Here is a 26,638-nt window from a genome sequence, read left to right on the forward strand (position 1 = left end):
ATTAATATAATTTATATCTTAATAAATAAAGTATAGATAGTTAACTTAATATGTAAAATTTAGAATATGGCTGAAATTCTATACAGCTATATTCCGGAATCACATTGGACAAGGACAAAAGCAAAGTGGTTTATTGACTTTCATTCCACCAAAGCACTATACTAAAACCACGATGGGTAATTAGCTCAGTTGGTAGAGCACTTGCTTGACGTGCAAGCGGTCGCTGGTTCGAACCCAGTGTTACCCACGTTTTTGTTTATGAAAAGATTTTATATGACAGCAGTGCATAACGGTAAACACTCAGCAGCGCAGTCCAAGCGCTTAATCTATTCCATAATAATAGTTGCGATAACAATGTTTATGGAAATAGTAGGTGGAATAATTTCACATTCGCTTGCTCTATTATCAGATGCAGGGCATATGCTCACTGACCTCTTTGCCTTGGTTTTAAGCTGGTTAGCACATAGGTTTTCAGCTAAGAAATCCGATTTGCAGAGATCATACGGATATCATCGGTTGCAGATAATTGCAGCATTTGTTAATGGTTTAACTCTATTCCTCATTGCAGTAATCATTATAATTGAGTCAATAAAGAGGTTTATTTTTCCAGTCAATGTTGAGTGGAAAGTAATGTTAATAATTGCTACACTCGGTCTTGTCTCTAACATAATAGTCTTTTTTATATTACATAGTAAATGCGAGAGCAATATAAACATAAAAAGTGCTGTACTACACGTTATAGGAGATATTTTAGGTTCTGTAGCTGCTATACTTGCATCTATAATTATCATGCTTACTGGATGGCAAATAGTAGATCCAATCTTATCAGTATTTGTTAGTGTGATAATTCTAAATAGCGGCTATAAAATTCTCAAAAATTCTTGCCATATACTCCTTGAAGGTACGCCTGAGGGTATATCTGCTGAAGAGATAAAAAGTAAGATCACATCAGAATTACCTGAAGTGATAGATGTGCACCACATACATACATGGTCGCTGTCTGATAATTATTTTATAATTACCATGCATGCTAAAATAAAGCAAAATGTGCAGCACACCAATGTTTTATATGAAATAAAAAAAATATTGCTAGATAAGTTCGAGATAGCACACTCTACAGTCGAGATCGAATACGATGAGTGTGCGGATAATAAGATACTTAAACATTGACGTTTTAAATTATTATGCTATTACTAGAGTGTAATGATGTTGAAGGTAAGCTATGATAGGTATTTCTCAAATACAATTTCCTTCAAAGGATTCTAGTAAGCTAAAATTTGTTAGCTACTTTGGAGCTTTTGTCTCGTTAAGCATTATCACTAATCCTGTTAATGTTCTTTTTTCTCTTGGTACTATGTTCTTCAGGTCTGAAATTAAAACTCTTTATATCTACAAAGAAATAAAAACGGCAAAACAGCAAAAAATGAGCAAAAGGGAATATTGGGAAATATTTTTTAAAAACAATACAATCAAGGTAGCAGCCTTCCTCTTGTTTTCTGCTTTCATAACATATCTAACTTTCACTACCACTCTCTTGCTTATTTCGTTACTGGGAACTATACCACTTACAATGCTATTAATTTTATTGCAGAGTGAACTAAGGCCAAAAGATTTTAACCCATTTACGCTGCTTAAAGCTTCTATAAATTTCTTTTTGGAAGGTATAAAAGAGAATTTACGTGGTATGGTTAATAGTTTTGATGTTAAGCTTGAACATTTACTGCCCCATCAATTAAATGATGATATCATTAAAAATATTGATAAATTAAAAGGTAAGTATAGTGAACAAGTACCTGAAGACGTAATCAAAAATGATGAATATATTCAATTCATTGGATATATAAACAATTCATATGAGTTTAGTGATGAGGATAAAGGAAGAGTAATTGCATTTTTAGATGACTTTTGCAAAGATGATCAAAAGCATAGCTCCGGCTTTACAGGTGGGCAGGTTCTGCTTTTAGTTTTAAGGGCTTGCAATGATGGAGACGGAGAAGCCGTTAAGAGTAAAAAGGATGCATTGATTTCTAATTTAATTGATAGCCAAACTTTCTCTAGAAAAGAGCGAATTCCTAACACTTGCTTCACCGGTATTATCTATAGAATGTTAAGCACGCTAGAGGGTATTCATCCTGATCCAGAAATTAGATTTACTCCCCCAAGGGAAATGTTGCTCTCAGAAGCACAAAATAAAGCACGTGAGTTTATGTTAGACAGGTTAAAAAACAAGAAAAACAATAAAGAAATTCTTAAGGCTTGGTATGACGTTCAAAATGGTTATGAAGACGATGAAAGTCAAAAAATAGTTGATGATTTTATTTCAGAAGTAAGTATTCCTTTAATGAGAAAATTATTGAGTATTACTTCTCAATATAGTGAACAAATTGTGCTGACGTTAATGAAAAATATTAGCTCTATAAAGTTAAATAAATTACAATGTTGTGAGCTGGTTCAGCACATGAGAAATAAACTGCAGGAGCATGATTTAGATGACCAAGAAAGTTTACTCGAAAACATCGGAAAAAAAGTATTCTTAGAGCTATTAAATCGAGATCTACTCGAGACAGATTTTTCTCTCAAGGATTCATCTTTGGATGGAGCTAAGAGAATAGCTAATAAGATAATAGAAGAAGAAGTAGCAGAATTTAAATTAAAGGCTGAGAAGACTATTGAAGGTCAGATAATTAGCATGTTAGATGGGTTAAGAATGCTCCCAAGAGAAAAAAGATGTTATAGGGTATATGTAGAACTCAGTAAAAATAACGAAAATGATAAGGAAAAAATAAAGAAAATTTTGCAAGAAAGGTTAAAAGTAACAAAAGCAGCAATGGATGAAATGTTAAAAAAAGGAGCTTCACATAAGCTAGAGTTAGAAATTGAAAGTGTATATGAAGGAAATAAAGATCACGTTACTCAACTTTATGAAAAAATAAGAGAAACAAAAAAGGAATTCATTGAAGATGGTCTTTTAACACCTCAAGAAGTAGAGAATATAACAAAAGCAAAAATCATAGACTTAAACAAAGAGGACAAAATCATACCGTCAAGCAATTTGTCTCGTAGTTTAAGTGTCAATAATTTGGCAGTACATTATCTATAAAATTTATACTCTTTACCTTGCAGAAGATTCACAATATTTCTGTGGTGTTTTAGGAAGACCAGTGCTCCTATAATTAGTAATGTTAAGAACAAATTCCTCTGAAAAAAAAAGGACCATGCTACAGCCGTTGAAGTAGCACTGAGTGAAGCAAGGGAAGAGTATCTAAAGGCAAGAAAGACTATTATCCAAATTATTACGAATACTAAAGTAATATCGATGTTAAATGCTATCAGTATCCCTAGAGTGGTTGCAACGCCCTTTCCTCCACTGAATTTTAGCCAAATAGGAAACATGTGTCCTAAAACTGCTAAAATTGCAGATACATATATATAAAAATCGTTATTATCACAAAATTGTTGTGCTATATAAACGGCAATAAATCCCTTAAAGGAATCCAGAAATAATGCCAAAGCAGCAAGAAATTTATTTCCCGTCCTTGCAACGTTTGTAGCACCAATGTTTCCTGAACCTACTTCTCTTAAGTTTATCCCTTTTATTCTTGTAATGATTAAGCTAAACGGTATTGAACCGAGTATGTAGGACAGTATAAGGACTACATACTTTTCCATTATACCAAGAACCTAATTAATTTTATTATTCCTCAGCCTTTTTAGGTAGCACTGAACTTCATCGTTAATCTGATTACTAAACAGTATAAGCGCTGTCATGTTGATGAGAGCTAAACAAGAGAATAAAGTTCCACCGATATTGGCAATAGCCATTATATCTTTAGAAAGACCAGAGAAAAACGCCACAATTATTACCGCTATGCGGTATATCACTATACTTTTTGCACCGAATAAATATAGCCACCCCATTTCACAACAATATACAAACGAAATTACTGAAGAAAATGCAAACAAAGGAGCAGCTACTGTTAGAAGGATAGGAAACCATGGAGAAACTGTCTCAAATGCTTTGTGAGTAATTAATATTCCCTCACCAACACCTGTTTGGTATGCACCTGTTATTACTATTGTTATTCCTGTTAAACAGCAAATTAACATTGTGTCAAAGCATGGTTCTATCATAGCGACTAGTCCAGTTCTTACTGGTTCTTCATCTTTAGTTGTTGCATGAGTAATTGAAGCAGAACCAACACCTGCTTCGCTGGCAAAGATTGCCCTTTGAATTCCAGCAACAAATGCTCCTACCATCCCTCCGCCAACAGCATTGAAATCTATCATAGTGGAAAATAATATTTTCAACGTATAACCAAGGTTATGAATATTAAATGCAATAATAATAATACAACTAAAGATATATATAAGTGACATAATAGGCACTAGTGCAGAAGATACTCTAGCTATCCTTTTAATTCCGCCAATAATCACTAGAGCAAGCAGCGCAGAAATTATGGAAGAAAGAAACCAAGAGTGACCATCTACCCAACTTGAATAGCCAGATAATATTGAAACCATTTGGTTGGTTTGAAACGCTACACTTCCACCAAGACCTGATAATACAAAGAATACTGCATACATGGCAGCCAGCACAATACCAAGTTTTTTAAATCCAAATTCCTCCAGACCATTCCTTATATACTGAAAGGGACCACTAAACAATAGGTCCTGATCTTCTGTTCTATGTCTAAACGCCAACGTTACCTCAGCAAATTTTGCTGACATACCAAAAAAACCTGTAATCATCATCCAAGGCACCGCTCCTGGTCCACCCATTGAAACTGCAATTGCGACTCCAGCAACAGTTCCAAGGCCTACTGTGCTTGAAAGTGCAGTCATAAATGCCTGAAAATGCGTAATATGACCATCATGGTGATTCGTGTCATATTTTCCACATAAAATAGCAAACGCATGCTTAAACATTCTTATGTTGAGAAATCCAAAACGTAATGTTAGAAACACATAACCAAAAACTAGTAGAAGGATTATAAATGGCACGTAAAGGATCTTGAAAAACAGTACTTCATTCATGAAGTTATTTATTCCATTCAACACAGCGTCATAACTTTCGTAAAAACCTGAAGCAGCGTACACATCATTAAACAATAGGCAAAATAACACCATACAAAGCAATCTATAAATCATGTTAATACCCTTTAGAATTGTAATAAGAATCTATTGTATTCAAAACTTCCCTTCTTAGTAGATATATTGCAACAGCATTTGGAATCATAAGGCACATAAACAAACTGTCACCTAGATAAGATATAAATTCTATATTCTTTGACATACAGCTGATATACACTGAAACCACTATAAGAATTTGGAACGGTATCAGTATTTTTTTACTACCAAATAAATACAGCAAAGCAACTTCACAGTAGTAACAATAAGCTATTATTGTGGAAAATGCAAAGGAAAACATCATTAGCGGAAAAACTAACTTGCTGAACAAGGGCAAAGCTGTTGAAAATATCGAACTAATTAGTGTAATATCACCCACGTTATCAGTGCTATGCATACCAGTGATAATTATCACAATACCAGTCAAAAATGAGATTAATATTGTGTCTATAAGTGGTGCAATCATTGCAACGCACCCAACTTTAATTGGATCTTCTTCTTTTACAGCTGAATGTGCTATAGCTGCTGTTCCGGTACCTGCTTCGTTAGCAAACACTGATCTTCTCACTCCGGCTATTAATCCGCTCAATACTCCGCTTCCTATAGCTGATTTATTGAAGATATCTTGGAATATTATGGATAGAGCATTCAGCAAATTACTTCCGTTTACATAAATTAAATATATACACATACCCACATATAGCACTATCATAATTGGTGTTAAGCTCGTTGAAACGAAAGCAATGCGCTTTATTCCTCCCAATATTACAATAAAGACAAGCAGGGATATAATAATGGATGCGTTGTATTCTAGGAGGTTATTTGATAGTGCTGCTATTTGATTTGCTTGAAATGGTATACCGCCCAAAATCATTGCAATAAGTAGCATAATCGCATAAGTGAAGGCAAGAAATCTACCAGTTTTTGCAAATCCAATTTTTGCAAGCCCGTACTTCATGTAATAAAAAGCCCCGCCAGTTGTATTTTCAGAGCGATAAGTAAATGCAAGCACCACCTCGGCAAACTTTATCGACATACCAAGTATTCCGGTAATTACCATCCAAAAAACTGCACTTGGGCCCCCTATTGTGATAGCTATTGCAACTCCTGATATTGTTCCAAGACCAACTGTTCCTGAAATTACTGTTGCAAACGCTTGAATATGAGTGATTATGCCATTGTTGCTGTTATTACACTTTAGATTGAATAGCGTCTGTATTCCATATTTAAGTAACCTAAAGTTAATGAATTTGAACTGGGCAGTACAAAAGATTCCAGTTGCAATTACCCAAATAATTATAAATGGAATGTTGAATATCTTTATATACAGAAATGAATTTAATAGTTCACTTATCTTCAAAATCATGCAGTTTTCTATTTTTTGTTAGCTAACGAGTTTTATATGTAAAATATATGTAAAACCCGATGCTTATTGGAATAGTAAGTGTATACACTATACCTAAAATTGGTAGAGTCATCCAGGGCTTACTGATGAAAAATACAATAAGTACTCCAAAAAATGACACAAATATATAGGATAGGCTTTTGGGAATATAAATATATTTTGCAGAGAAAGTTGGAATGTGACTTATCGAAAAAAATGAAATGGCCAGAAAGTAACAAGCTACGTTTCTTGTGTTAAAAAATCGCTCTATGAGAAGTAAGTATTCACTCTCATGAGATTGAAAGGTAATAATTATTGGTAACAAAGAAAGTAAAGCACACACTGGAGCTGGAACACCAGAAAAGAAAAATTTTTCCCAGTATGGTTGTTCTGAGTGTAGCGAAACATTAAATCTTGCAAGTCTTATTGATATGCAGATTACGTATATCATTACTAAAATCCAACCTATGACTTTGATTTCGTTTAGCTTCCAAAAATACAAAAGAAATGCAGGCGCTGCACCAAAATTTAGAAAATCTGCAAAAGAATCAAGTTGGGCTCCAAAATCGCTAGTTGATTTTAGAATTCTAGCTATTCTGCCATCCATTCCATCTATTATTGCTGCAATGATGATAAAAATTACTGAGAATTCCCATTGTTCATTAAATGTAAATTTAAGTGAAGTGAGACCAGAACATAAACCCAATAAAGTTATAAAGTTTGGGAATAATTTAGTAATAGGTAAGAATCTACTGTTACTTCCATCGTTATTCATATAACGTCAAAAGTAAGCTTCTCTTGAACGTTTTCCTTATTTAAGTTTGCTATAATTGTTTCACCACCAATAACAGTTTGCCCTTCTGAAACTCTGACTTCTGTATCAGCAGGAACATAGATATTCACTCTACTGCCAAACCTTATAATTCCAAACCTTTCACCTGCTTTTACGTTCTGGGATATTCCTAAATTACAAACGATACGACGTGCAATTAATCCAGCTATTTGCTCCACAATAATTTCTTTCCCCTTTTCGTATTCAATTACAATAACCTGCTTTTCATTTTCATTACTAGACCTATTGCTCATTGCGGATACAAACTTGCCTTTTTTATAACTCATTTCCTTTATCGTACCAGATATTGGTATACGGTTCACATGGACGTTCAAAACACTTAAAAATATGCTAACAAGCGTAAACTTCTTCTCCTCTCCGTTTTCTGCTGATAAAGGATAATTAACTTCTTCAATTTTTGAAATCACACCATCAGCAGGACTTAATATAAGATTCTTATTGTTTGGCACAGCTCTTGCTGGATCACGAAAGAAATAAGTACACAATAATGTCGGAAACAAGCACGTAACGCCAAACCCCCAAGATATAGAGAATGCTATACACGTTACTATAAAGGAAACTACTATAAATGAATAACCTTCCCTGTTTATATTAGGTAAACCAAAACACATAATCTTATTAACAATAACCTATTGTTAACAATTTATCATTTATAATTTCTCATGAAAAGCTTTTTTTAACTGCTTCAGCAAAGTCTTTTTGATACAAGGTAACATTACAGATTGTTATATTAGCACATAGAATTACCGTCATACTGTAACAACCCGTCCAACACAAAATCTAATGCCTAAGTTTAGATCAGAAAACTGATTCTTCTAAAAGTTGCTCACTATCCTCGTCTATTATGATAGAATTATCATGATTTCTGAGTAAATCTCTGATTTTCGTTTCTATTTCATTTGCGACTTCTTTGTTTGTTTTTAGGTAAGTTTTTACATTCTCTCTTCCTTGCCCAAGACGTGTGTTGTTATATGAATAGTAAGCGCCTGCTTTTTCAAGCACACCAAGCTTTGCTCCCATATCTATTATTTCTCCGAGTTTTGATATACCTTCATTGTACATTATATCAAATTTCGCTTCTCTAAATGGAGGAGCAACTTTATTTTTTACAACTTTAACTCTTGTTTCATTACCTGTAATATTTTCTTTGTCTTTTATTACACCAACTTTTCTTATATCAAGCCTTACAGAAGTATAGAATTTTAATGCATTTCCACCCGTGGTAGTTTCAGGATTTCCATACACTACTCCTATTTTCATACGAATTTGATTAATAAATATCAATATACAGTTCGCTTTTGAAACGGCAGAGGTTAGTTTCCGTAGCCCATGACTTAGAAGCCTTGCTTGCAGCCCCATATGTTGATCACCCATATCACCTTCAATTTCAGCTCTTGGAGTTAATGCTGCGACAGAGTCAATAACTATCACATCAACCGCACCAGAACACACTAAATACTCAACAATATGCAACGCCTGCTCTCCAGTGTCTGGTTGTGAAATCACTAAATCATCAGTGCTTACCCCAAGTTTACGAGCATATAAGACATCCAATGCATGTTCTGCATCGATAAATGCGCATGATCCTCCTTTTTTTTGTGCTTCAGCAATCACGTGCAAGGCAAGAGTGGTTTTACCAGAACTCTCGGGGCCAAATATTTCAATTATACGCCCTTTTGACAGACCTCCAACACCTAGAGCCGAATCAAGCGCAATTGATCCTGTGGATATTGTGTCTATTTTTTCTACAGGGTTTTGCTTCAACTTCATTATTGCACCTTTACCGAATGCTTTTTCAATCTGGCTTATTGCGTTATCTAGCGCTTTTTGTTTATCACTATTTCTTTCTTCTGAGTTACTTGCCATAGATCATTTATTAATTTATATAATTCTCTATGATAATCAAACGCGAATAACCTGCCAAGGTTTTTCTAGTATTTATGTATTATTTCAATGAAAAATATTAACGTTTTCATAAAGCAGATATTTGTTTGCCTTCGTTAGTAACACACTATACTTTAGTGTACGAACGTTGCAATTTGCAGCATAGCAGGTGGTGTCATCCAAGTAGCCAACACTGAAATGACTAAATTCGAAATGGCTACATGAATTTATTGTAAATTACTACCGTATAAGGTGCGATGCAACAAAGCCATTCCAGTGTCAGCTACTTGAATGACACCTCTTAGATGGGTCAGCTACTCAGATCTGCCATGAAAACTGCAACCCTAAATGTTGGAGCACTGTCGTACACTAAGCGCTGTAATGACAATTTTAGTCGCTTCATACACTTATCATGCTAGTCATAACAGAAATAATTTTTACCAAAGATATTTATGAAATAATTGACATAGTTTGGAAATATGTATATTATAGAACATTAATAGTTAGTTAATTTGTAGGTGTAATGTGGCTAGAAATGTTTTGAATGAAAATGAGTACCACGCTTTAAAGCAGTTGTTTTTAACATTTAATATTCAAAAGGAGGATGTGGTAAATTCTGACATTAAGAATATTAAGAAAAAGCTTAGTCAACAATACCGTAAATTATCGTTAAAATATCACTCAGATAAAAACCCAAACAATAAAGAAGCGGAGGAGAAATTTAAGGTTATTGCATTAAATAAGCCATTTTTTGAAGAATTTATAATAGAGCCATTGGAGAAAGGTCTCAATAAAAGAAATAATTTAATAAAAGAATTACGCGGTAAGTTGTGGAGTCGCAGTTATGAAGAATTGCAAAAATACTTAGATGATAAGTGCAGAAATAAACTCTATAATAAGCAGCAGTCAATTAACAATAATGTAACTGCTTATGTAAAATATTCTTCTTATTCAAATCTCTTAGGAGCGTCGAACAAGAAAAAAATCTTGTTAAACCGGAAAGAAACTATTTCTTCACTTCCATAGCAATTTTTATATATAATTTATCAAGAAGTACTTCTGCAGTTATAACCGACTGATCAATGGTGCTTAAGTGCCCGTTTAGGAGCGTGGTTTTGGAGGAACGGTTAAACCACTGATGGAGTCTATTATGACTACCTCGATTAGAAGATTGTATAATCTAACCGTCCCAAGCTTAAGTGCTTCTCCATTATAAGTTATAGTAGGATAATTACCATGATAAAGGCAAAAAGTAAACTAGAAATAGTGAATCCTGATACAGCAGGAATTGATATCGGCTCAGCTGTACATTATGTATGTGTACCTGAAGGAAGAGATGAACAACGTGTCAAAAAATTTGGATGCTTTACAGTTGATCTTCATAACTTAGCAGGGTGGTTAAAGAAATGTAAAGTTAGAACAGTAGCTATGGAATCAACAGGAGTATATTGGATTCCTTTGTTTCAAATACTTGAGTCATATGGATTTGAGGTAAAATTGGTAAATGCACGATATATTAAGAACGTGCCTGGTAGAAAATCCGACGTTCAAGACTGTCAATGGTTACAACAATTACACAGCTATGGATTACTCCATGGGTCGTTTAGACCTGATGATCAAATGTGTGTGTTGCGTAATTACGTTAGGCAACGTAGCAACCTGATTGAAAGTGCATCCACACATATTCTACGTATGCAAAAAGCGTTAATTCAAATGAACGTTCAATTACACAAAGTCATAAGTGATATTACTGGAGTGACCGGTATGCAAATTATCAAAGCAATAATTGAAGGTGAAAGGAATCCTGAAAAATTATCAGAATTGAGAGATGTACGGATAAGAAATGATAGATCTACCATGGCAAAAGCGCTAAAAGGCGACTACAGAAAGGAACTCTTATTTGTGTTAAAGCAAGAATTTGAATTGTATAATATTTATCAGGAAAAAATAGCAGAATGCGACAAAAGCATCGAACAATATTACAAAACATTTGAAACAAAATCTGACGAGAATAAGCGATGCAGCAAAATAAAGAATAGGTTTTCAAAAAACAGACCAGACTTTCCTTTACACGAAGAACTGTATAGAGTAACCGGTATTGATTTTACTAAAGTTCCTGGGCTTGATGTGCTAACTATACAAACAATTATCTCAGAAGTTGGTTTGAACCACGATAAATGGCCATCAGAGAAGCACTTTACTTCTTGGTTGGGGCTAAGTCCTGCTAATAAAGTTACAGGGGAAAAAGTATTTGGGACGAGAACTCGCAAAGTTATTGCTCGTGCTGCAAATGCTTTTAGGATGGCTGCCCAGTGTGTGTCAAGAAGCAACAGTGGGATTGGTGCATATTGCAGAAGGTTAAAAAAACGACTAGGAGCACCGAAAGCGATTACCGCTACGGCTAGGAAATTGGCGTGCATTTTTTATAGTATGCTAAAGTATGGACAGGAATATGTAGAGAAGGGCATTGATTACTATGAAAAGTTATATAAGGAAAAAATAGTGAAGACTCTAAGCAAGAAAGCTAGTGAATTTGGTTATGTCTTGATTAAAAAAGAGCTACTAGCAGAAAGAGTTTCTTAGAAGTTCTTTTAGTATCCTTCACATCAATTGCATTTTTAATAATTAATGGTATCAACTATGTTTTTTAAAAATTTTTTTATTTGTGTAATTTTGCAAATTATATGGGCAATAAAAACCCGTTTGTCATAGAAATAGAATTTTATATCAAACAGCTACCACAGCAATTTCTGCTTAAGCTAATGAATATGTGCTTTAAGTCTGTGTGGACGCACATATTCATTAGCCAATTTCAGTTACCGTTGTGAAGATTTTTAAGTATGCAAATTAATTGCTTCTTTAAGTCTTGTATTAGCAATTACTATAATTTTACGCATTAGGGCTGTTATAGCCACCATCTTCTTCTTACCACTTTCAACAAGCTTAGAATAAAAGGCGCCAAGTATAGATTTCGACCTTGTAGCAGCCATAGCGGCTGTAAAGAGCTTTGAACGAACGTTACTTCTACCACCTGTAATCCTTCGGTAACCAACAGCTTTACCACTTTCTTTTGGATGCGGTGCAACTCCGGCAAGACTTGCTACTTCTTTTCTATTTAAGTAACCAAGCTCTGGCATTAAACACAAAAAATCTTGTGATAACTTTTTACCTATTCCAGGAACTGTTTTAAGAATTTTTTGGCGTTGTTGTAATTCGCGGCTTTCATCAATAATCTTTTGTATAGTATCATTGAGTTCGTTTATTTGACTATCGAAAAACTCAATGGTCTTTTGACAGCTTTCTTTTATATGATCATTTTCCGGTGCTTCAAGTCTGCATTTTTCTTGAGTTCTCATTTGCGTAATATCATCACGACGTTGACAAAGTGCAGCCAAAGTTGATTGTTCTGTAGAGGTAGGTACAAATAGAGAGATAGTTCTATGGCGTTCAAATCCATATTGAGCAAGAGCTCTTGCATCTGATCTATCAGACTTTGCTAAAGTTCCGTGAGATAAAATAAAGCTTTTTACTTTACGAGTATTAGCTCGATGCACGGCAATATTTTTGTCGGTAAGAAAATGTGATAAGCCAAGCTCATATTTCCCTGTATTTTCTAAAGTCACTAAAGCATTAGGTAGAATATCTGAAAACTCTTGAAATAATTGTTGCCAACCAGAAGCATTATTATCAAATTCGACAGCATTCTTCTGTTTGTGAATTGCAACGACATTTTTAAATTTTCCGATGTCAATGCCAATAAAATTTTGATAAGATGTAACCATAATAAACCTCGATAGTTTTAGTTAATTTAAGATTGTAAACGGGTGCATATATATGTCCCAAGCAACTATTCAAACGTATCGAGAGATAGGGCTAGCGTACCTTGATACCAACGGTTGTAATACCAATTTCCTTTCGGTCGCGCACGCCCGCTATTCCTAGTGAGCAGGGTTATCTTTCTCTCTTATCTCTTTTATATCACGTTTTTAACTTACAATTTCTTCTAATGTACCAATAGCAGTAGGTTTTCTTGCTCCCTTGTTAGCAGGATCTATTTTGAGTCTAGCTGTTAAGAGCATTTATACTAGAAATGGGAAAGAGTTTAATCATCAGACTAATATTTTATTATTGTTTAACTTTGACCAAGAATGCGAAAATTTTTCAAAGAGTGATAGGACTAAATTAAAGTGGCTAAAAAATTCAGTTATTTTGAGCAACACAATCTGTACATCTTTAATGTTTTTCGGTGTGGGATTAGATTTAGTTGCCAACGGCTTTGGTATAACTAACTCTATGATGTTATCCGGCTTATTACTTTCATTACCATTCACGCTTTTAATTGTTACTTCACCTATTTTAAATGCTGCAAGTAATTATATTCTCAAAAAGACAGCTATAAATTCAATTGAGGAGCAATTTAAAGGTGATGATCAGTTTATAGAAGTCGATAACGAAAAGCCAAGCAGTACTATGAGCAATCAAAGTTATTTCCCCATCGGTCAGTTAATATCATCAAAGTTAGCTATTCTCCATAGCGAAGTCTCTAGCTAGGAACAATGAGCCACAGATTAGTATGGTTTTGACGTTTTGGGTAGAGGCTTTTAATATGTGATTTGATATTGCATCGCCAATTGATTCACATTCAACTGCTTTTATTCCTATGTTATTGGCTTTTTCCCTAATCAAATTTGTATTTGTTGCTTTAGGTTCAAACTTAACACAAACCGCACATAGTAGCTTGATATATGGCTTTAAGTGCTCTAAGAACTCTTCCACATTTCTGTTACTAGTAACACCAAAAACCATATAAATACCTTCAGCAAAATTATCTTTTACCCACTGAGATAGTACTCTAGCACCATCATTATTGTGTGCACCATCTAAAAATAATTGCCAATCTTTCGGTAGTAGGAAAATTAAATTACCTTCTTTTATAGACTCTAGCCGTGCAGGCCAATAAGTGCACTGTAAACCTGAAGTGATATCCTCTTCTCCAATATCAAATTCATACTTTCCACTTAAAATACTACATGCTGCAATAGCATTGCCTGCATTAATCACCTGATGATCACCCTTTAAAGATGGCAAAGGAAATTCTATTGATTGAATAGCTGATTGAAAAACCATTTTGTTGTTCTTTTTTTTGCAATTCCATTCAAGACCTCCTCTATACAAGGGAGATTTCTTATTTATTGCGTGGTGTTCTAGCGTGTTCACTATAGATTTTTCTTGCGGTGCTATTACGCAAGGAACATTAGGTTTCATTATTCCAGCCTTTTCACCTGCTATAATTTCTACAGTAGGGCCAAGATATTCCGTATGATCAAGTGCAATGGAAGTAATTATTGTTAAAATCGGATTATCTATAACATTTGTTGCATCAAGCCTTCCACCCATACCCACTTCAACTAAAGTTATATCGGCTTTATGACGAGAAAAAGCTAAAAAAGCTGCAATAGTTGCAGCTTCAAACAGAGTGATAGGTTGTTCTGCAATTACTGCACGACATTCTTCTAATAAGCTATATAATTCATTATCGTCGATATAGCTGCCGGCTATCACTATCCTCTCATTAAAACTCACTAAATGTGGAGAAGTGTATGCGTGTACCTTATACCCTGCTGCTTGCATTATATATCTTATAAATGCTAGTGTTGAGCCTTTCCCATTAGTTCCAGCTATATGAATTACGGGAGGCACTTTTTTCTCGGGGTTATCTAGTTTGCTAAGAAAGCCTTTTATGCGATCAAGAGAAAAATCATTCGGCCTGCTACCAAGTGGCTTAGGCCAATGAGGCATATATATCATGGATTGTTATTGCATTTTAATTCAGCTATAACGCTTGCTATGCCATGCGTGTCGATTTTTTCACTAAATTGATAACGTTGATTAATAGCAATACTTATTCCACTCATTACAACATCACTTATCAAGAAAGAACTGTTATTTTTAGTAACTTTAAAATCAATATTTGTAAATTCTTCATCACCGTAAGAAAATCTTGTACCAATTAAGCAAGTTTCATCGTCAACTGCTTTTGTACTCATTATGATCATTTCACTATCATGCATGTATTTATATAAAATTTTAACGCACAAACGCGTAAGATACACTTCATACTCTCTTAAAAAATCTTCTTTTTCTTTTTGTTTAACTAAAGCCCAATGTTTTCCTATGACGAATTGCGATATTCCTTTGAGGTTAACATTGTTTTGAATGACCTCCTGAAGCTTTTTTTGCACACATTCCCGGTTTTTTTTATTCTCCTTTGTAGATATACCATCCACTTGTTGCTTCATAGTATGCACAAAAATTTTGTGATCTGTACAATTAGTGTAAGCACTTGAAGAAATTACAATAAAAACAATGATAGTTAAAACTTTAGTAATGTTCATAAGATATATTTATTAGCTATGATACTTAGAATGCAAAGTTTAATAAAGATTAAATAATAATCGCTAGCTTTAATATATCTATAGACACACCTTGTATAAATCATCTACAATTAATTAAGGGTCTGTTCTATGCGTTATGAGTTAAGTTAAATTTCCCGAGCGATAATTTCTAGTCAAGGGAATTGCCTCTGTTAATTTCGTTGAAATTGATACGCGATGCCCACCTTAACTTTAGTCTCAGGAATCTACTAAGGCTGACGGTAGATACGGATCCTATTTTGATTGGTTTAACATTTATGCTTCATCAATACAAAGAACAGGGTGTTTTCCTATGTTTGCCTAATGAAGTATTCCAAATTGTAATTGATGTTGAAAGGTATCCTGATTTTGTTCCTTGGTGCAAAGCCGTTTATATAAAAGAAAAAATTAACAACCAAATGGTTGTGGATCTCCTCGCAGCTTTTCATGGAATTAAAGGTAGATATACATCAGAAGTTACTTCTCTTTCTCCAAGTGGAACAAATGAAGGTTGGATAAAAGCTGTATCATCAAATGGAATATTTAAACATCTATACAATGAATGGCAATTCATTCCCATAGATGAAAATAAAACTATGGTAAAGTTTTATATAGAGTTTAAGTTTAAGTCCAACTCATTTTCCACTTTATTAAACTCAGTATATAAGTATACACAAAGTAAAATAATTGCTGCATTTAAAGATAGGGCTGAAAGCCTTGCTAAACAAAAGTTATCTTGACATTATTAATATAAATGTATAATTTTTTTTAGTAAGTTAAGTGTTTATATTGTAATGATTTTTAGACTATTGTTTTTATTAATTTTCATAAGTGTTAATTCTTATGCAGTTGTTAAGCAAGATTTATCCGATAACCAATACATTCAAAAAAAACCCAATGAAATAACATCAAATGAGCTATTATCGCCATTACCTAATGATAAATTATTAGGAGATCCAAAAGCACCAATTCTAATGATAGAATATGCTTCATTAACTTGTTATCACTGCTCTCTTTTTCATAGGAATGTTTTTCCTAAAATTAAAGAGAAATATATAGACACAGGTAAGATGTTATATATATTTCGTCATTTTCCTTTGGATTACAGAGGGCTAAAGGCTGCAATGCTAAGTCATTGCTACGAAAAACAAGAAGACTACTTTAATTTTAACAAAGCTGTTTTTAACTCAATAGATTCGTGGAATTACTACAATTTAAGTGATTTGACTTTACTACAAAGAATTGCTGCACTAAGCAACTTAAAGCAAGATGCATTTAACCAATGCATTAATGATAAGAAAATAATGGATAAAATCGTAAATGATAAATCACTGGCAATTAATAAACTTGGTATCACAGCCACTCCAATATTTTTCATCAAGCTTAACGATGATAAATCATATATAGAGCATAATAAAGTTAAACATGGAGGGTATAAAGAGCTGAAATATTTCACTAATGTGATAGATAAATTATATGGAAAAGCTATAGTGAAGTAATACCACTGTAGCTTACCATATAAAAGACTCTATGCTGAGTCATTGTTTTTCACTACTGTTTGTTGTTTTTACGCTCAAACTCTCTTTTTTTACTGTGCCAAGTGTAGTAATACATAGCGATTTTATTCTCTATTAATACTATTGTCCCATCATAAAACTGAACCATATCCATAACTTTTCTCTGAGCTTCATCAAAACGTTCTTTATACTTTTCACGATAAGCTGGATTATGTAGTAACATAACCCCTTCATTCTTGTTAGATTTTTTGTTTAACGTTTCAACTTCACCAGCAATAGTATAAGACATATAACCCCCTCTAATTGATTATAAAAATTATATTTTAAAAAGAGAAATGCGCATAAACAATCCCTTTAATTCTAGCATAATAATCGACTGTTTATTATACTAGTTAACTATAGTACGATATATAATAATTTTTGTCACTTAAAATTTTATACTATGAAATAATAACTTAAAATAAATGTTTTTATTATTTTAAACTATATTATTATATTTATAAATTGTGTATGAATTAAGTCTCCCTAATTTATAATATATGCGTAATAATTTTAGTATAAAATTGTCATACATAAGAAATCTATTTGCAAAAGAATATAAAAAAATAGAAGAATATTGTATTCTTGAAAAAAAGCAACATATTCAAATTGGCCCTGAAGAAGGAAAGCTATTAAGTTTATTTATAAAAATCCAAAAAATCAAAAGTATTGTTGAGATTGGCACGTTATACGGTTACTCGTCGATTTGCATGGCAAAAGCTCTACTAAAAGACGGTCATATATATACAATAGAAAATAATCCTCAACACTCAAGAATAGCAAAAAAAAATTTTAGTGCTTTTAATCTAAGTGATAAAATTACTCTAATAGAAGGCGATGCACTGGAAAAAATTAATGAATTATCAGCAAAAGCACCATTTGACATGATATTTATTGATGCTGACAAAAGTAGTTATCCTAAGTATTTAGATTGGGCAGAGTCATACATTAAACAAGATGGGCTAATCGTTGCAGATAACACTCTACTGTTTAACACAGTATTTTTAGAATCGCCTCCAAAAGAAGTATCAGAAAAATCATGGCATGCCATGAGGGAGTTTAATAATAGATTATCAGATGAAAAAAAATATTTCTCTATATTGATTCCAACTGATGAAGGAATGACTGTAGCTTTAAAGCTAACATAAGTTAAAAATCAAGGTCAGCATAATGTTTAGGAGGGATTAAACCAGAAATCCTCTCTAATAATATCTCACGAAAACAAGGCTTTGATTTAACAATGGAGTACCATTCTTTTAAAATTTTACTTTTTTCCCATGGAAAACTACTTACATAATCCATTACGGAAATATGCGATGCTAAAGTAATATCAGCTAAAGTGAACTTATCAGTTGCAAGCCAAACGTTCTTGTTAATTAAGTGTTCGATGTATTCCATATGGCAAGGCAGGTTATGCTGAGCTGCATGAAGAAATCTAGAGTCAGGGCTGCGGTTAGTAATTACTTTTTCATTCATAATATACTTAGTAACTTCATTGTAAAATTTGTTATCGAACCAATTGATTAGAGCGCGTATTTTAGACTTAATAATAGTGGATGAACCAAGTAATTTGACGTCGCTATTGTAAGTCTCTTCTATATATTCACAAATGGCATTACTATCCGCTATTACAAAGTTATTATCTATTAACACTGGTACTTGCCCGGTTGGATTGATCTCCATAAATTCATTCCGCTTTTCCCACGGATTTTCATACACTAGATCACAGCCTAATTTTTTTTCTTTTAGAAAAGCTCTAACTTTTCGTGAAAATGGACAAAGAGGAAAATGATATAAAATCATAATGTTCCTCTTTTGTTATACCAATATCCTTTTTTTGTTACTCTATGGCTTGACCTACAACTGTACGAACTTTCTTTGTAGTCCACAGAAGTTTGCGTAGCAGGTAGTGTCATGCAAGTAGCTGACACTGGAATCCAGTTCTTGTTATACAATTGCCTAGTGCGCTCATTTACAGTTAAGTTTTCTGGATCCAAGTAGTCAAGCACTGGGATGACATCCTTTTCGGTAAAAATTGCTCTTATATCACAACATTCATACAGCTGTATGCCTAGGCACTGGGATGACATAAATAAGCGCTGAAATGACATAAATAAACATTGGAGTGACAATCTTGTAGTGACTTGCATGACAACTAACTTTTTATTTACTTCAAAATAGCACTGTAAAAAATTTAACATATCAAATTATAGAGCTAATATAGGATATACCTTGCTAAATAAAAAAAAAAGTATAATATTTTATAAGGTATGCAGGCAAAAACTCTGTAATTTGGTCAGATCAGAAATGAAGCAGCCATATCAGAACCTTTTTGGGTTGCATACCTATTTCATTATTTGTTTTATCCGAGGCTATGAATATAGCATTAAAACATCGTCCTAGTAGCTTCAAAGATCTAGTAGGTCAAGATATATTAGTGCGTGTATTAGAAAATGCTTTTATTTTAAACAAAATCCCACAATCTATACTGCTCTCTGGTAGTAGTGGAGTTGGTAAAACCACCACTGCAAGGATAATAGCTTTATGTTTGAATTGTTCCCTGGGGCCAATTTTTGAACCTTGCGGATCATGTGAAAATTGTCTAGCAATAAAAAATTCAAGCCATCCAGATGTAATTGAAATCGATGCAGCAAGTCACACTAGCATTGACGATATTAAAGTAATCCTGGGAGATATTTGCTATTCACCTATAAGCTCTAAATTCAAAGTCTACATTATAGATGAAGTACACATGCTATCTAGCAGTGCATTTAACGCATTACTTAAAACCCTAGAAGAGCCACCATCTAGTGTAAAGTTCATTTTAGCAACTACGGAAATAAAAAAGATACCAATAACTATTATTGCACGTTGTCAAAGATTTGATTTACACAACATTCCTGTAGCTAAAATAGTGGAACGTTTAAATGATGTTGCACAAAAAGAGAGTTATTCCATTGAAAAGGGAGCATTAGAATTAATTGCACGACACTCTGGAAATTCAATGCGTAACGCCTTGTTTTTGATGAATCAAGCAGTGCTATATAGCAAAGATGGTGCAATATCCACTAAAAATGTGACAGACATACTTGGCCTAGTGGATAAAGATATTATATTCGATCTATTAGGGGCAATATTAGAAGGTGATTTACAGAAAGCTCTATCAGTGTTTGACAAGGCGGTAAAAACAGCAAACCCACTTAGTATTTTTGAAGGTCTATTGCAAACAATTCAGTTAGTATGCCGTTTTTTGATTACAAAAGAGATTGATAATGCAGTTACAGAGCATGAAAAGAATAGGATAAAAGATTTAAGTATAAAGAGATCTTTAATATTTTTTTCGAGATTGTGGAAGATGTTGCTTAAAGGTATTCAAGATATAAAAACTTCAACATGCAACGATGTTGCTGCTGAAATGATGTTAATTAGCCTCTGTTATCTTTCTGATCTGCCTTCTCCGGAACAGGTGATCAAAAAAGTTCTTTCACAGAATGTAGAGCAAGGAAATAGACAGGGCAGACCTGTTGCACCTTCCCCCTCTGTCATCCAAGTAGCTGACTACTCGGATCCAAAAAAATATGTGGAAAGTAAACAACAACCCCACTCTGTCATCCCAGTGCGTGACACTGGGATCCATGTGGAAAATAAACAACAAAATTACGATTTTGATAAGATTTTGCAACTATTAAGGCGAAGTAACCAAATTTATCTTTACAAACAACTGTGTAATAATCTACAATTAATAGATTGTAAACCTGGATATTTAAAATTAAAAGCTGTATCTAAGTTGGATAGTAATTTTTGCAATGATTTAAAAAATTACTTAAACCAGGTAACTCAGCAAGAGTGGGTTATTGCAGTTGATACAGGTTATATAAACAGGGAAGTGAGTAATTTAAATTATGCACCTGCAGTTAAGGATATCCTTGACACGTTTAAAGGTGCAAAAGTAGTTAATATAGAAAATAAGGAGTAAGTTGTGGATTTTAGTCAAATAATGAAACAAGCGCAAGAGATGCAAAAAAAGCTTGCAGAAGCTCAAGAAAAATATGTTGGAAAAGAGTTTCAAGGTATTTCTGGTGGTGGCAAAGTTTCTGTATTAGTGGAAGTCATAAAAATAGGTAGCTATAAAGCTAAAAAGGTGAACATAGACTTAGAACTTATGAGAAATGAGGAAAAAGATATAGTAGAGGATTTAGTAACAGCAGCGTTTAATGATGCCGTTAAAAAAGCAGAAGAAGATATGGCGAATGCAACTTCTGATCTTGCAGGTATGATGGGTTTACCATCTGGGTTTAAACTTCCTTTTTGAATTTACTACTGAAGTTTCTTTTAGTGTAAGTATTTTTTTTCTAATATTCCCAACGCTAGTACTTCTTCATATAATGTACCTATACTAGCATAGCCCTACGTCATACCGTGATTCATTCCACAACTGTACAAACATTGCAATATGGCACATAGTAAACGATGTCATTCCAGTCTGGAATCCAGCCTTGCCGTAATCTCATCAAGAACATTGTGTTTTAACATAAAACGGCTACTTTTATGCTTACCAACTTAATAAAATTCCTGGATCCCAGACTGGGATGACAAGAAGATGGTACTTGGATAAGAGGCATTGCCCTCCTGGTAGGCCCAAATTGCAATGTTCGTACAGTTGTAGATTTCTCATCCGCTAACAAGCAGCGAGATGACGAGGTCTTTCGATAGTAAATCTTACCTGTGTTAGCTATACCAAAAAATCAAAAGTCGTATTTATTCATTAATAAAATCTTTGTCTTCTCCTAAAAATTAGTTAAAATGTAGAATATTTTGTGTTATTAAGTTAGCACTTGACTTAACTTTAGTTGTTACTTAGACTGCTAAAGTGGAATTTTAATTTTTTTACGAGGACAATTATGCATTATAAAAAGTTTTTTTCAGCAGCCGCTTTAGCAACGTTGCTAAGTTTATCAAACTCTGCTTTTTCAGATCCTGTTGGTCCAATAAGTGATGAAGAAACTAGTTACTATATTCGTTTGCAATACAACGGTGAAATTTTACCTCTTTTCACAAAAGTTGATGGTATTACCTATAAGAAAGACAATAGTGATTACAGTCCATTAAAAGCGTCTTTTCTAGCTGCTGGTGGTGCGTTTGGTTACAAAATGGACGACATCAGGGTTGATGTTGAAGGAGTTTATTCATACCTAAACAAAAATAATGTTACAGATGCAAGATTTACGCCAGATACTATTGCAGACAGTGTAACAGCAATTTCAGGGCTAGTTAACGTTTATTACGATATAGCAATTGAAGATATGCCTATCACTCCATATGTTGGTGTTGGTGTTGGTGCAGCGTATATTAGCACTCCTTTGAAAGACGCTGTGAATGATCAAAAAAGTAAATTTGGTTTTGCTGGTCAAGTAAAAGCTGGTGTTAGTTATGATGTAACTCCAGAAGTCAAACTTTATGCTGGAGCTCGTTATTTCGGTTCTTATGGTGCTAATTTCGATAAAAGCGTTGGTGAGAAAGACAAAGGAGGACATACAGTCCTTTACAGCACTGTTGGTGCAGAAGCTGGAGTAGCGTTTAATTTTTAGTCTATCTCAGTCTTGTTATCCCAGTGGGTTTTTTCTTGTCATTCAAGTAGCATGACACTGGGATCTAGAAAAAAGAAATGTGGATTCCAGTGTCAAGGCACTGGAATAACACTATTTGCTATGTGTTTAAGCTATAACGTTTACCATTGTACTGGTAGAATATCATCTAAAGTTACATAATGTTATCCAATTAGCTAACACTGCGGCCTACTGTCTCCAAGAAATTAGATGGAAAATTTGTACTTTTTTCAAATCAAAGCTTGAATTTTTGCTGGAAAATCAATATATTATATGCATGAAGTTTTAATTTAAGTTGTTATGTTGACCCCAATGGCAAGCTTATGTGTCGATAGCAGAACCAATCTCATGCAATATATTGCTAGGGTGCGAAAATTTCCCATGCTGTCTCAAGAGGAAGAAGTACAACTAGCAAAAAATTGGAACCAATACAAGGATATTTCTTCTGCTCATAAATTGATTACCAGCCATTTGAATTTGGTAGTGAAAATTGCAATGAAATTCAAAAATTATGGACTATTGTTGATGGACCTGTTCATGGAAGGGAATATGGGTTTAATGCATGCAGTAAAAAAGTTTAATCCTGATTTAGGGTTTCGTTTTTCAACTTATGCAGTGTGGTGGATTGAAGCTTCAATAAAAGACTTTATATTGAAATCTTGGTCATTTGTGAAAATAGGCACAACGCAAGCACAAAGAAGATTATTTTTTAGTTTACGTAAAATAAAAAAAAGAATTTTACAGTATACAAACAGAGAAACTTTAAATAATGAAGAAATAAAAGCAATATCTAATGAGCTTTCTGTATCCGAAGGAGATGTTATACAAATGAATTACCGTTTGGCTTGTAAGGATCAGTCGCTAAACGATTGCATAAAAATAGGTGATGACTCTAAAAGGGAGTTACAAGATATGATCCCATGTAACTTGGTCAGTCAAGAAGTAACCTATCAGAATCATGAAGAAAAAGAATTAAAAGAAACAATTTTAAACAATGCACTAGCGAGCCTCAACGAAAGGGCAAGAGACATTTTTATCAGTAGATATTTGTCTGAAAACATTCAAACTCTGGATGAACTTAGTAAAAAGTATTGTGTTTCAAGAGAAAGAATAAGGCAGTTGGCTGAGCAGGCGATGGCTAAGGTAAAACGATATATACAATCTGAAAGTTTGAAATTTGGTTTGCATGCGTAGTTTTTTTATATTTCTAATATTTTTTTCGATAGGCGCTTTTGCATCGGTTAGTGATGTACAATTGAAGGAAAAATATAAAGATTGGCTCGTGTATACTGCATTGGAAGATGGAGAGAAAGTATGTTATATTGTATCCTATCCTAAAAAAAAAAGCGAATATTATACAACCAATCGCAAGCCGTATGTAATGATTAGTTATGTTGATAAAAAAGCAGATGAGGTAAGCGTTACCTCTGGTTTTCAGTATGATAAGGAGCCTGTAGCTCTCAATATCGACAAAAAAATTAAATATACACTGCCCATAATACAGGGAAGTTTTGCGTGGGCAGAGCATACAAAAATAGATCAAGATCTCATTCTAAAAATGAAGCAGGGATTATCAATGGTAGTTAATGGAAAAACAAAAACAGTGACCATTGATGATACTTATTCCCTACTTGGTTTTCAAAAAGCGTATCAAAAAATGCATGATTTATGCCATACAAAGTAAATTATTGTAACAGAATACCCAGCTATAGTATAAACTAGACTACTCTTTCAATGGAAATATAAATAGCACTTTACTTTATATGGGATGTGGATATCATTTAAAATATATTTTTGAGAGTTAGCAATGTCAGAGGTTGCAGGTGTAGATACAGAAATCAAAAAGCAAAATTCTGTGTGCGAGCAGATGCGTTTTAGCGTGAGCAGCACAAGTCTTTTAAATACATTATCCAGAGTAAGTGGAGTGGTTGAAAGGCGTAATGCAATAGATGTTTTGGCGTGTATAAATATCAAAGCACAACACGGCAGCATAAAATTAATGGCAACTGATCTTGACATTTCAATGTTTGCCTCACTTGCTGCAACCGTATTAACAGAAGGAGAAGTAAAAATTTCAGCGCATACTTTACATGACATAGTGAAGAAGTTACCCGCTGATTTGGATGTCAATTTTGAAGTAAACAATCAAGGAAAATTATTGATGTCTTGCGGAAATGCAAACTTTTCTTTACCGAATGTAGTTTCAAGCAGCTTTCCTGCTCTTGAAGAAGACAATTATAAACATGATTTTACTCTACTAAATACAGACCTGATAGACTTATTAACTAAAACAAAATTTGCTGTATCACTAGATGATACAAGGTATAATTTAAATGGAATATATCTACATACAGATGAGCAATTTCTGTACTGCGTTGCAACTGATGGCCATCGTTTATCATGTATAAAGAGGCCAAAGCCTGGGAACATCAATGGCGAATTTGGTGTGATCATTCCACGTAAAACTGTTATGGAGCTGTTAAAAATATTGGACGATTGTAATGAAATTAAAGTAAAACTCTCAGACAGAAAAATCAAGTTTACATGCGGTGAATATATTCTAATATCAAAATTAATAGATGGAACTTTTCCAAATTATAAAGCAGTTATTCCAGCATCTCAAGATAAGCATATGATTATTGAAAGTAAAAAACTTTCAGACGTTATAGATCGAGTTTCCGTTGTTGTATCTGATAAAGTAAAATCCATTAAATTCTCACTACAAGAAAAGCTGCTAACTCTGCATTCAAACTCCCAAGAGTGCAGTGATGCAACTGAATCCATAGAAGTGGACTACAATGAAGCCCCTATAGAAATAGGGTTCAACTCGCGTTATTTACTTGATGTTCTATCCTGCATAAAAAATAAATGTAAGTTTAGCTTAGCCGATGGTAATAGTGCTACAATTATCACTGATGAAGACGATTCAAGTGCATTATATGTAGTAATGCCAATGAGAACTTAAACTCGTCATCTCGCTGCTTGTTAGCGGAATCTGGAGATACCGTGGCGGTATGGCACTTATTTCACTAGCTTTTATTAAATTAGTAATCTATCTTTACCAAATATAAGCCAAAAGGTGGTGCAGTAACTCCAGCGGCACTTCTTTTGCATTGGTTTAATATATTTAGCATTTCTTGCGGATTGGTTCTATTTTTTCCAAATTCAACTAAAGTACCCGCAATAATCCTCACTTGGTTATGTAAAAAGGAAATAGCAGATATTTTGATGTGTATATGATTCCCGTTTTGTACTATATCGATATCATCAATTGTTCTTATCGGATTTGCGGCGTGACAATCTTTTGAACGGAAACTTGAAAGGTCATATTTTCCAAGTAGATGTTTAGCAGCTTCACGCATAATATTTACATCAAGTGGACTAAACACTTGCCATACATAACCTGTCTCCAGAGCGGCAGGAGCATAGCGATTAACTATTCTGTATTCGTAATATCTTTTTTTTGCTGAAAACCGTGCGTGAAACGCATCATCTACAACTTCTACATTGAGCACGACTATAGGAATTGATTTTAAATGATAATTTATTGCGTTTCTTATTCTATAAAGCTCAAATTCCTTTTCCATATCAAAATGAGCAACTTGTCCTAAAGCATGAACCCCTGCATCAGTCCTGCCACCACAGTACAAGGCAATTTTCTCACCACTAAAATTAAATATAGCATTTTCTATCTTCTCCTGGATTGAGTTAGCAGAGTGTTGCTGTTTTTGCCAACCAGAGAAACTACTACCATTATATTCTACCGTTATTTTGTATCGCACTGCATTACATCAAGCTCTATCTAAAATAGTCAT

Annotated in this window: 25 protein-coding genes, 1 tRNA gene, 2 other RNA genes and 3 pseudogenes; 18 read left to right on the forward strand and 13 right to left on the reverse strand. The window is 33.7% G+C overall.

All coding sequences use genetic code 11. The annotated features are described in order from the left end of the window. Positions 1–174: 174 nt before the first annotated feature. From AAGD50_RS00060 to AAGD50_RS00070, 3 genes are all read left to right on the forward strand, one after another. Positions 175–247 (forward strand) — tRNA-Val (locus tag AAGD50_RS00060). A 26-nt stretch (positions 248–273) separates the two neighbouring features. Continuing rightward, positions 274–1,170 carry a cation diffusion facilitator family transporter gene (locus tag AAGD50_RS00065; RefSeq protein ID WP_006280506.1) on the forward strand — a complete coding sequence of 299 codons (897 nt, stop codon included), beginning with the start codon at positions 274–276 and terminating at the stop codon, positions 1,168–1,170. A 52-nt stretch (positions 1,171–1,222) separates the two neighbouring features. After that, on the forward strand, positions 1,223–3,100 hold the full coding sequence (locus AAGD50_RS00070; RefSeq protein ID WP_265041074.1) for a hypothetical protein: 1,878 nt from the start codon (positions 1,223–1,225) through the stop codon (positions 3,098–3,100). Here the strand turns inward: AAGD50_RS00070 and plsY are convergent. The 6 genes from plsY to recA all read right to left on the reverse strand — a co-directional run bounded on the left by plsY (position 3,091) and on the right by recA (position 9,230). Next, positions 3,091–3,669 carry a glycerol-3-phosphate 1-O-acyltransferase PlsY gene (gene plsY / locus AAGD50_RS00075; protein ID WP_010963004.1) on the reverse strand — a complete coding sequence of 193 codons (579 nt, stop codon included), beginning with the start codon at positions 3,667–3,669 and terminating at the stop codon, positions 3,091–3,093. The genes AAGD50_RS00070 and plsY overlap by 10 nt on opposite strands. 12 nt (positions 3,670–3,681) lie before the next feature. After that, positions 3,682–5,148 (reverse strand): alanine/glycine:cation symporter family protein, encoded by a 1,467-nt coding sequence (locus AAGD50_RS00080; RefSeq protein WP_320109354.1) that lies wholly within the window; start codon positions 5,146–5,148, stop codon positions 3,682–3,684. A 1-nt stretch (position 5,149) separates the two neighbouring features. Then, positions 5,150–6,493 (reverse strand): alanine/glycine:cation symporter family protein, encoded by a 1,344-nt coding sequence (locus tag AAGD50_RS00085; RefSeq protein ID WP_213863214.1) that lies wholly within the window; start codon positions 6,491–6,493, stop codon positions 5,150–5,152. 22 nt (positions 6,494–6,515) lie between these two features. Next, entirely contained in the window at positions 6,516–7,286 is a 771-nt protein-coding gene (locus tag AAGD50_RS00090; RefSeq protein ID WP_015589351.1) for a CDP-alcohol phosphatidyltransferase family protein, read from the reverse strand. After that, entirely contained in the window at positions 7,283–7,975 is a 693-nt protein-coding gene (locus tag AAGD50_RS00095) for a phosphatidylserine decarboxylase (RefSeq protein ID WP_007548750.1), read from the reverse strand. The genes AAGD50_RS00090 and AAGD50_RS00095 overlap by 4 nt, the downstream gene beginning before the upstream one ends. 187 nt (positions 7,976–8,162) lie before the next feature. Further along, a complete protein-coding gene (gene recA / locus AAGD50_RS00100) occupies positions 8,163–9,230 on the reverse strand; it encodes a recombinase RecA (RefSeq protein ID WP_341810046.1) in 1,068 nt (355 codons plus the stop codon). A gap of 624 nt (positions 9,231–9,854) precedes the next feature. On the opposite strand from recA, the pseudogene AAGD50_RS00105 reads away from it, so the two are divergent. Further along, a pseudogene (locus AAGD50_RS00105) lies at positions 9,855–9,983 on the forward strand (DnaJ domain-containing protein); the annotation flags it as partial. Between the two features lie 501 nt (positions 9,984–10,484). Next, positions 10,485–11,831, forward strand: a complete 1,347-nt coding sequence (locus AAGD50_RS00110; protein WP_174515809.1) for an IS110 family transposase — start codon at positions 10,485–10,487, stop codon at positions 11,829–11,831. 251 nt (positions 11,832–12,082) lie between these two features. Here AAGD50_RS00110 and AAGD50_RS00115 read toward each other — a convergent pair whose 3' ends face one another. Continuing rightward, positions 12,083–13,030, reverse strand: a complete 948-nt coding sequence (locus tag AAGD50_RS00115; RefSeq protein ID WP_209472550.1) for an IS110 family transposase — start codon at positions 13,028–13,030, stop codon at positions 12,083–12,085. A 256-nt stretch (positions 13,031–13,286) separates the two neighbouring features. Between AAGD50_RS00115 and AAGD50_RS00120 the strand changes: the two genes are divergently transcribed. After that, complete coding sequence (locus AAGD50_RS00120) at positions 13,287–13,799, forward strand: hypothetical protein (RefSeq protein WP_246484378.1); 513 nt, start codon at positions 13,287–13,289, stop codon at positions 13,797–13,799. On the opposite strand, the gene AAGD50_RS00125 is transcribed toward AAGD50_RS00120, so the two are convergent. Next, positions 13,767–15,056: a bifunctional folylpolyglutamate synthase/dihydrofolate synthase gene (locus AAGD50_RS00125; protein WP_264723944.1), complete on the reverse strand. Its 1,290-nt coding sequence runs from the start codon at positions 15,054–15,056 to the stop codon at positions 13,767–13,769. The two genes, AAGD50_RS00120 and AAGD50_RS00125, sit on opposite strands and share 33 nt — an antisense overlap. Then, the gene (locus tag AAGD50_RS00130; protein WP_010963011.1) at positions 15,053–15,643 is read right to left on the reverse strand and encodes a phospholipid-binding protein MlaC; all 591 of its coding nucleotides are present in this window, start codon (positions 15,641–15,643) and stop codon (positions 15,053–15,055) included. The genes AAGD50_RS00125 and AAGD50_RS00130 overlap by 4 nt, the downstream gene beginning before the upstream one ends. Before the next feature lie 116 nt (positions 15,644–15,759). Between AAGD50_RS00130 and ssrS the strand changes: the two genes are divergently transcribed. The 3 genes from ssrS to AAGD50_RS00145 all read left to right on the forward strand — a co-directional run bounded on the left by ssrS (position 15,760) and on the right by AAGD50_RS00145 (position 17,160). Beyond that, positions 15,760–15,920: non-coding RNA, 6S RNA (ssrS, locus tag AAGD50_RS00135), on the forward strand. Position 15,921: 1 nt separating this feature from the next. Next, complete coding sequence (locus tag AAGD50_RS00140; RefSeq protein WP_244663039.1) at positions 15,922–16,401, forward strand: type II toxin-antitoxin system RatA family toxin; 480 nt, start codon at positions 15,922–15,924, stop codon at positions 16,399–16,401. 54 nt (positions 16,402–16,455) lie between these two features. After that, positions 16,456–17,160, forward strand: coding sequence for a DsbA family protein (locus tag AAGD50_RS00145; protein WP_038199341.1), 705 nt, complete (start codon positions 16,456–16,458; stop codon positions 17,158–17,160). A 29-nt stretch (positions 17,161–17,189) separates the two neighbouring features. On the opposite strand, the pseudogene AAGD50_RS00150 reads toward AAGD50_RS00145, so the two are convergent. After that, positions 17,190–17,467 (reverse strand): annotated as a pseudogene (locus AAGD50_RS00150) (DUF2671 domain-containing protein). Between the two features lie 250 nt (positions 17,468–17,717). Here AAGD50_RS00150 and AAGD50_RS00155 point away from each other — a divergent pair. Then, entirely contained in the window at positions 17,718–18,365 is a 648-nt protein-coding gene (locus AAGD50_RS00155; RefSeq protein WP_010081993.1) for an O-methyltransferase, read from the forward strand. 1 nt (position 18,366) lies between these two features. Here the strand turns inward: AAGD50_RS00155 and AAGD50_RS00160 are convergent, their stop codons facing one another. Further along, complete coding sequence (locus AAGD50_RS00160; protein WP_065094500.1) at positions 18,367–19,020, reverse strand: glutathione S-transferase family protein; 654 nt, start codon at positions 19,018–19,020, stop codon at positions 18,367–18,369. Positions 19,021–19,127: 107 nt separating this feature from the next. Then, positions 19,128–19,244: pseudogene (locus AAGD50_RS06775) on the reverse strand (WPE palindromic element domain-containing protein); the annotation flags it as partial. Positions 19,245–19,480: 236 nt separating this feature from the next. Between AAGD50_RS06775 and ffs the strand changes: the two are divergent. The 8 genes from ffs to dnaN all read left to right on the forward strand — a co-directional run bounded on the left by ffs (position 19,481) and on the right by dnaN (position 25,788). Next, positions 19,481–19,570, forward strand: an RNA gene (gene ffs, locus AAGD50_RS00170) — signal recognition particle sRNA small type. A 21-nt stretch (positions 19,571–19,591) separates the two neighbouring features. After that, a complete protein-coding gene (dnaX, locus tag AAGD50_RS00175) occupies positions 19,592–21,193 on the forward strand; it encodes a DNA polymerase III subunit gamma/tau (protein WP_012673353.1) in 1,602 nt (533 codons plus the stop codon). 3 nt (positions 21,194–21,196) lie between these two features. After that, positions 21,197–21,529 carry a YbaB/EbfC family nucleoid-associated protein gene (locus AAGD50_RS00180; protein WP_010963017.1) on the forward strand — a complete coding sequence of 111 codons (333 nt, stop codon included), beginning with the start codon at positions 21,197–21,199 and terminating at the stop codon, positions 21,527–21,529. Between the two features lie 589 nt (positions 21,530–22,118). Next, positions 22,119–22,805, forward strand: coding sequence for an acyloxyacyl hydrolase (locus AAGD50_RS00185; RefSeq protein ID WP_341810047.1), 687 nt, complete (start codon positions 22,119–22,121; stop codon positions 22,803–22,805). A gap of 51 nt (positions 22,806–22,856) precedes the next feature. Further along, complete coding sequence (locus tag AAGD50_RS00190) at positions 22,857–22,985, forward strand: hypothetical protein (RefSeq protein WP_255407348.1); 129 nt, start codon at positions 22,857–22,859, stop codon at positions 22,983–22,985. 138 nt (positions 22,986–23,123) lie between these two features. Then, positions 23,124–24,017 (forward strand): RNA polymerase factor sigma-32, encoded by an 894-nt coding sequence (locus AAGD50_RS00195; RefSeq protein WP_341810048.1) that lies wholly within the window; start codon positions 23,124–23,126, stop codon positions 24,015–24,017. Continuing rightward, positions 24,010–24,507 carry an invasion associated locus B family protein gene (locus AAGD50_RS00200; RefSeq protein WP_264723947.1) on the forward strand — a complete coding sequence of 166 codons (498 nt, stop codon included), beginning with the start codon at positions 24,010–24,012 and terminating at the stop codon, positions 24,505–24,507. Before AAGD50_RS00195 ends, AAGD50_RS00200 begins: the two co-directional genes overlap by 8 nt. Before the next feature lie 123 nt (positions 24,508–24,630). Then, the gene (dnaN, locus tag AAGD50_RS00205) at positions 24,631–25,788 is read left to right on the forward strand and encodes a DNA polymerase III subunit beta (protein ID WP_264723948.1); all 1,158 of its coding nucleotides are present in this window, start codon (positions 24,631–24,633) and stop codon (positions 25,786–25,788) included. Between the two features lie 79 nt (positions 25,789–25,867). Here dnaN and truA read toward each other — a convergent pair whose 3' ends face one another. Beyond that, complete coding sequence (gene truA / locus AAGD50_RS00210; RefSeq protein ID WP_264723949.1) at positions 25,868–26,605, reverse strand: tRNA pseudouridine(38-40) synthase TruA; 738 nt, start codon at positions 26,603–26,605, stop codon at positions 25,868–25,870. Positions 26,606–26,638: the final 33 nt, after the last annotated feature.

This window comes from Wolbachia endosymbiont (group A) of Apotomis capreana (assembly GCF_964027025.1).
GTDB classification, from domain to species: Bacteria; Pseudomonadota; Alphaproteobacteria; order Rickettsiales; family Anaplasmataceae; genus Wolbachia; species Wolbachia pipientis.